The organism is Rhizobium sp. P1_E1 (genome assembly GCF_056406015.1).
Genome location: NZ_JBFUAY010000008.1, coordinates 98578 through 105419, shown reverse-complemented (window position 1 = coordinate 105419; position 6842 = coordinate 98578). Strand labels below are relative to the sequence as shown.

The window sequence follows — 6842 nt, the reverse complement described above, 5'->3', positions numbered from 1 at the left end:
CGCGCAAAAGTGCGCGGCGGTTTTCCGATAACGACATGGGTAAAACAAAGACCTAAAGCGCGCGAAGCAATCCGAAAGATCGCGACGCGCTTTAAGTCGCATCACTTTTTGGCGAATTACCGTGAAAAGCCAGTATTACTGGCCGCTCGCCCTCGCCTTCGCCACAAAGAGTGTTATCCTTTCGTTCATGAGCGTATTGCCCTGCAATCGCCGGAAGCGCCCTCTGTTCCAGAACGCCAGATCGCGGAGACCGGACCGATGACAAGCCCCTCGAGGCAGAAGAAAGGTGCATTTGCGTTCCGGCCCTCGCTTGCCCGGCTGGTGACGACGAAACGCCTGCTGGCGCGCATCGTGCTCTTTTTCGAGCAGCTGCTGCCGCCTCTGATGCCGGTACTATCCGTCATCGCCTTTTATCTCTCCGCCTCGTGGTTCGGTCTCTTCCGCAGCGTGCCGGACTGGCTGCGCATCCTGCTGCTCATCGCCTTTGCTGGCGCTTTTCTCGTCTCGCTCCTCCCCTTCCGCACCCTGCGCTGGCCGAGGATCGCGGAAGCCGACCGCATGCTGGAGGAGCGCAACGGCCTGCCTCACCAGCCGGTCACCGTCCAGGAAGACGAGCCGGCCTTTGATACGCCCTTTGGCCGAGCGCTCTGGCGCGAGCACCAGACGCGCATGGCCGAAAAGATCGCAGCACTCGATGCCGGACTGCCGCGGCCTGACATCGCCGCGCATGACCGTTTTGCGCTGCGCGCCGTCCCGGCGCTGCTGCTCGTCACGGCCTTCGGTTATTCGCTGTCGATCAACGGCGGCTCGATCCGCGACGCGTTGCAGGCAGCACCCGAGCAGGTGGTCAGCGATCCGGCGGTGCGCATCGACGCCTGGGTGACGCCGCCTTCCTATACCGGCCGCGCCCCGATCTATCTGACGGCTGACGGCAGCGAGCAGGCGCCGATCGGCATTCCGCAGTTTTCGGGCCTTACCGTACGGGTCAGCGGCGGAAAGACGGCTGAAAAAGTCGTGTTCCGCAAGGCGAACGGCGAGGCGCAGGATATATCCGTACAGGCGGATACCAAACCGCAGCAGACGGCGGCATCCGGAAGCGAGCAGCCGACGGCGGCACCTGCCAGCCAGGCTCTCGTCGCGCAGACGCATATGATGAAGCTCCAGGAAAACGGTGCACTCGAGGTCAACGGCCGGSGCTGGAGCTTCGAAGTGCTCCCCGACAAGGCGCCGGAGATTGCCTTCGACGGCCTGCCGAAGCGCAGCGTCAACGGCGCGCTTGAAATCGCCTTCACGGTCAAGGACGATTACGGGGTCCAGGAGGCGCATGCGGAGATCGTTCCCGTCGAAACCGACCCGACGGCAACGCCGCTCTATCCGCTGCCGGAATACCGGCTGGATATTCCCCGCCGCAACGCCCGCGACGCCAAGGGTGTGACCAGCCGGAACCTGACCGAACATCCGCTTGCCGGCAAGCGCGTGCGCATCACGCTCGTTGCCAAGGATGCCGCCGGCCAGACCGGCCGCAGCCCGCCGTATGAGATGGCGCTGCCGTCGCGGCCCTTCAACGAGCCGCTTGCCGCGGCTGTCGCCGAAGAACGGCAGGTTTTCGCGCTCGATACGCGCAAGATGCCGCAGGCGATCGCACTGAACGAGGCACTGACCATTCGTCCCGAGGAGACGATCCCCAAGCTCACCAACTATCTGCTCTTGGAATCCGCCCTGGCGCGCATGAAGCTCGCAAGGGGCGAAGATGCGCTGAAGGATACGGCCCAGTATCTGTGGGAGATCGCCCTCGGCATGGAAGACGGCGATCTTTCGCTGGCTGAGCGCAAGCTGCGTGAGGCCCAGCAGAACCTTGCCGACGCGTTGGATCGCAACGCTCCGGACGCGGAGATCAAGAAGCTGATGGACGAACTGCGCAAGGCGATGCAGGACTATATGACCGAGCTCGCCCAACGCATGCAGAACGCGCCGATGCAGCCGAACCAGAACGCGCAGAATATCCTGCGTCAGCAGGATCTGGAACGGATGATGGACCAGATCGAGAATCTCGCCCGCTCCGGCAATCGTGACGCCGCCCAGCAGATGCTGTCGGAATTGCAGCGGATGATGAACAACCTGCAGGCGGGCCGTCCGCAGCGCGGCCAGCAGAGTCAGGAAAATAGCGAGGCCCGCAAGCAGATCGACAAGCTCGGCGAGATCCTGCGCGACCAACAGAAGCTGATGGAACAGACCTTCCGGCTCGACCAGCAGCTCAGGGACCGCATGCAGCGCGGTGAGTCTGATATGGGGGAGAACGATCCGCTGCTCGACGAGATGAACCCCGGAGAGAACGGCGAGCCTCAGGATCAGCAGCAGGGCCAGCAAGGCAAGGAAGGCCAGCAGCCCTCCGACCAGATGACGGCCGAGCAGCTGCGTGAGGCGCTAAAACAGCTGCGCGCCCAGCAGGATGCGCTCGGCAAGCAGCTCGGCGAATTGCAGAAGAGTCTCGGCGAGATGGGCATGAAGCCTGGCCCGGGCTTTGGCCAGGCGCAGCGTGAAATGGAGGGCGCCGGCCGTGAACTCGGCCAGGGCCGCGGCCAACCGGCCGTCGAGGGCCAGGGCCGCGCGCTGGAAGCACTTCGCCAGGGCGCCCGCGACATGATGAACCAAATGATGCAGGCGCAGCAGGGCCAACAGGGTCAAGGTCCGAACGGCCAGGTTGGCCAGGGCGACCAGAACGGCCGCGACCCACTCGGCCGGCCACGCCGGCCCCAAGGGCCGGATTTCGGCGACAACAGCGTGAAGGTGCCCGACGAAATCGACGTTCAGCGGGCGCGAGAAATCCTTGACGCGATCCGGGAAAAGCTCGGCAACAATCCGCCGCAGGAAATGGAACGGCGCTATCTCGAGCGGCTGCTGGACATCCAGTAGCACCGCAACGCGATGGACAGCAGGCGCGTTAGAACAAGATCATTCCAGGCCGAATCGGCCTAAAGCATGTCGCGCAAAAGTGTGCAGCGGTTTTGCGATAACGACTTGCGTAAAAACAAAGACCTAAAGCGCAAGGCGCGAATCTGAAAGATGGCGACGCGCTTTAGAATCTGAATCGTGATCTCAATCAAAGAAATGGAGCATGATTTCGCCCGAAATCACGCTTTCAGCATCCTGTCTCTAAGCGACAAGCGCTCGGGCGACTGCCTTGCGGATATCGGGAAGCGCGAATGGCTTGGCGACGACGTCGATGATCTTTTCGGCAAGATCGTCGGCCCGTTCGCGCTGTTCGGCATAGCCGGTCATCAGCAGGATTTTCAAGCCTGGAAAAGCGTCTTTTGCCTGATGGGCGAGTTCAATGCCGTCCATCACGGGCATGCGGATATCTGAAAGCAGTAGATCGTAGACCCCGTCTTTGAGCTTCTCCAAGCCCTCGGCCCCATCGGCCGCCTCATCGGTCTCGTGGCCGTCAAGCCTARGGGCCCGGGCTACGAAGGACCGCAGGGAGTCCTCGTCTTCCGTAATCAGAATTCTTGCCATATGTGCATCGCTCCGTATCAGCCCCGCGACGGAAATCACCAGACTTTCCTTTTCGATCGGTAAAGATGACGAAGCGATGGACGAGATGGTTAACAACCCGTCTTGAAGGCAACAGTTCAGGCGTCCCCGGTAACCACGCCGACGAAGGGCAGTTCGCGAAAGGCATAGGCGACATCCATGCCGTAGCCCACGACAAAATAGTCGGGGCATTCGAAGCCGACATAGTCAGCCTCCAGCTTTTCCTTGCGCTTGACGCGCTTGTCGAGCAGCACGGCGATCGTGACGTTGCGCGCGCCACGCTCGAAGAGCAGTTCCTTGGCAAAGAGCAGCGTTCGGCCGGATTCGAGGATATCGTCGATCAGCAGAACGTCGCGGCCATGGACGTCGCTGTCGATATCCTTGACGATGCGCACGCCCTGCGAAACCGTGCCGATGCCGTAACTCGACAAGGTGATGAACTCGACCTCCGGGGCAAGCCCGCTATCATGCAGGGCGCGGATCAGGTCGGCGGCGAAGATGAAGGAGCCCTTCAGCACGGCGATGACGAGCAGGTCCTTGGTCGGGCCATTGGCGATCTCCCGCGCCATCGAATGATTGCGCTCGGCGATCTGCTCGGCGGTGAAGAGCGGCTCGATGTTTTTTCCGCGCACGACAGGCATAAGGGCTTGCTCCATGAAAAGAAGGGTAAGCCGTTAGCACATATGCGAGCCTGAAACAGCCTCGTCGGCTATGAAATTAACGCGATTGGCGCGACCTGTGGCGGGAAAGTCGGCCATTCCATGTCCTGTTACATCTATGGCAGGAAGGAAAGCCGGACCTCCGGCATTTTTCCGCCGGCATGCTGGACGCGAGCCGAGAAGCCCCGGCTCTGGCCGCTATAGATCACATCCGCCGGCGGGTTGATGACGATGCTTGCGGTCAGCCGCTCGTCGGTCACGAGATCGGCACGGATCGGATGCACCGTCTGCGTCGTGCCACTCTCATTTTCGATGATGCCGTTGATGACGAGAACGCGCATGCCGTTCGCATCACGCGGCGTCACCGTGACATGGGTGAAATGCAGCGGCGCTCCGGAAGTGGCTCGCTCGCCGGAAAAGCCGGAAAAACCACCTGCAAGCCCGAAGACGAGCACGACGAGCGCGAACACCAGCGCTGCGAAGCTCCGCATCGACGCGCGCTGCAGCCAGGATTCCACTGTCCTCAGAACGGAAGCAGCCATCGCCGGCATCAGCGCCGGCTGTGCGGCCTGTGCGGCAGCCATGCGCTTGCGGTTGTCGTTATAACTCCTTGCATTGAATTCCCTGGGCCGCACATTGCCGAGGGTAACGAATTCGGCGTCGGAGATATCGGCAGGTCGCGCCGAGCGGTACTGGCGGTTGGCGGGTTCCGGCGGCAGGAAATCATAGGCCTGGCCCGGCGTCCGGCGACTGAAGGAGGATGCTTCCATGGTGGCTGCCTCGCAGATGTCCACATGGTTTCGTTGCCAGGAGAAATCTGGCATTGAAACGAATCCTGCTCAGTCGTAAATTTTAATGGTTAATGCTTCGCAAAGATCGCCATCAAACGGGCGTCTTTCCAGCAAAATTTACCGGCTGTTAACGGTGTTGGTTAACAAGTCGTGCGGTGAAACCCACAACAGACTGAGCTGCCCGTTGATCCACTTCGAGAATGTCGGTTTGCGTTATGGCATGGGCCCGGAAATCCTCCGGGACCTGACCTTCGACATTCCGAAGAAATCCTTTCAGTTCCTGACCGGCCCATCGGGCGCCGGCAAAACGTCGCTGCTGCGGATGCTTTTCATGTCGCTGCAGCCGACACGCGGCCTGATCCGCATGTTCGGGCGCGATATTTCCGAAATCCCCCGCCCCGAACTGCCGCTTCTGCGCCGCCGCGTCGGCATCGTCTTCCAGGATTTCCGCCTCCTCGACCATCTCACAACCTATGAGAATGTCGCTTTGCCCTTACGGGTACGTGGCAAGGATGAGAGCTCCTACAAGACCGATGTCCTGGAACTGTTGAAATGGGTCGGCCTTGGCGAACGCATCAATGTGTTGCCGCCCGTGCTCTCCGGCGGCGAGAAGCAGCGCGCCGCAATCGCCCGGGCGCTGATGGACCGGCCGGAAGTGCTGCTGGCCGACGAACCCACAGGCAATGTCGATCCACCGATGGCCAAGCGCCTGCTCAATCTTTTCCTCGAGCTGAACCGCCTCGGCACGGCGGTCGTGATCGCCACCCATGACCTGGCGCTGATGGAACAGGTGGAAGCCCGCCGCATGATCCTCTCAGAGGGGCATCTCGATATCTATGACTGAGCCCCCGTCCAGAAACCCCGAGAAGGCGTCGGCCAAGATCCAGCAGAAGCGGCCGGAACTGCGCGTGCGTCCGACGGCGCCGATCCTGCCGCCTTCCAACATCCAGGGCAGTGCGTTGATGGTGGTGATATCAATCATGGCCTTTCTCGCCTGCCTGACGCTCGGCGGCGTCAGCATGGTGCGCTCGACGGCGGCAAGTTGGGAGAGCCAGATCTCCCGCGAGATCACCATTCAGATCAAGCCGGACGACAATCTCGACATGGAGAAGGCGCTGACCCAGGCGCGCGACCTGGCGCTGACCTTCGTCGGCACCAAGAGCGGCCAGATCGTCGACGAGGCGGCGACCGCTCGCCTGCTCGAACCCTGGCTCGGCCCCGGTCTCGATCTCAAGGATCTGCCCGTTCCCCGTCTCGTCATCATTACCATCGACGAGAGCAATCCGCCGGATTTCGATTCGATGCGAGCGCTGCTCAAGGACAGTATCCCGCAGGCCAGCCTCGACGATCACCGCACCTGGGTCGACCGGCTGGTGTCCATGGCGCACACGACTGTGATGATCGGCACCGGCATCCTGCTCCTGGTTTTCACGGCGATGGTGCTTACCGTCGTCTTCGCTACGCGCGGCGCGTTGTCGGGCAATCGTCACGTCGTTGAAGTGCTGCATTTCGTCGGCGCCGAAAGCTCCTTCGTCGCCACCGAATTCCAGAAGCATTTTCTGAAGATCAGCCTGAAGGGCTCGGCGATCGGCAGCGCGCTTGCCGCTCTCTTCTTCGCCACCGCCGGTTTCTGGCAGAGCCGCACCCTCGCCACCCCGGAAACGGACCAGGCGACCGCGCTTTTCGGCACCTTCTCCGTCGGCGTGCTCGGTTATGCCGGCATCTTCGCGACGATGATTGTCATCGCGCTCCTCACAACCTTCACCGCGCGGCTGACCGTCATGCGGACGATCTACGAAATCGATACACTCCGCTCGGACCCGACACGCACCGACGGCATCGGAAGTTGATCGTGACCGGG

General features: G+C 61.7%; 6 protein-coding genes. 3 read left to right on the top strand and 3 right to left on the bottom strand.

Annotated features, from left to right (window positions below; genetic code table 11):
• Positions 1 to 258: 258 nt before the first annotated feature.
• Positions 259 to 2913, top strand: a complete 2655-nt coding sequence (locus AC1D1Z_RS05785; protein ID WP_477849788.1) for a TIGR02302 family protein — start codon at positions 259 to 261, stop codon at positions 2911 to 2913.
• A gap of 240 nt (positions 2914 to 3153) precedes the next feature.
• Here the strand turns inward: AC1D1Z_RS05785 and AC1D1Z_RS05780 are convergent, their stop codons facing one another.
• From AC1D1Z_RS05780 to AC1D1Z_RS05770, 3 genes are all read right to left on the bottom strand, one after another.
• Positions 3154 to 3513 (bottom strand): response regulator, encoded by a 360-nt coding sequence (locus AC1D1Z_RS05780; RefSeq protein ID WP_477849786.1) that lies wholly within the window; start codon positions 3511 to 3513, stop codon positions 3154 to 3156.
• A 116-nt stretch (positions 3514 to 3629) separates the two neighbouring features.
• Entirely contained in the window at positions 3630 to 4172 is a 543-nt protein-coding gene (hpt, locus tag AC1D1Z_RS05775; RefSeq protein WP_003567049.1) for a hypoxanthine phosphoribosyltransferase, read from the bottom strand.
• A gap of 134 nt (positions 4173 to 4306) precedes the next feature.
• Positions 4307 to 4960, bottom strand: coding sequence for a membrane protein (locus AC1D1Z_RS05770; protein ID WP_026188539.1), 654 nt, complete (start codon positions 4958 to 4960; stop codon positions 4307 to 4309).
• Positions 4961 to 5165: 205 nt separating this feature from the next.
• Here AC1D1Z_RS05770 and ftsE point away from each other — a divergent pair, with 205 nt between their 5' ends.
• Together ftsE and AC1D1Z_RS05760 are read left to right on the top strand one after the other, a co-directional pair.
• Entirely contained in the window at positions 5166 to 5825 is a 660-nt protein-coding gene (gene ftsE, locus AC1D1Z_RS05765) for a cell division ATP-binding protein FtsE (RefSeq protein ID WP_003543317.1), read from the top strand.
• Positions 5818 to 6831, top strand: coding sequence for a cell division protein FtsX (locus tag AC1D1Z_RS05760; protein WP_018243786.1), 1014 nt, complete (start codon positions 5818 to 5820; stop codon positions 6829 to 6831). The genes ftsE and AC1D1Z_RS05760 overlap by 8 nt, the downstream gene beginning before the upstream one ends.
• The last annotated feature ends 11 nt before the right edge of the window (positions 6832 to 6842 follow it).

Bases quoted from the DNA above. Each gene is read 5' to 3' on its own strand.
- hpt (WP_003567049.1), bottom strand. From the start codon at position 4,172: ATGCCTGTCGTGCGCGGAAAAAACATCGAGCCGCTCTTCACCGCCGAG.
- AC1D1Z_RS05770 (WP_026188539.1), bottom strand. From the start codon at position 4,960: ATGGAAGCATCCTCCTTCAGTCGCCGGACGCCGGGCCAGGCCTATGAT.
- AC1D1Z_RS05760 (WP_018243786.1), top strand. From the start codon at position 5,818: ATGACTGAGCCCCCGTCCAGAAACCCCGAGAAGGCGTCGGCCAAGATC.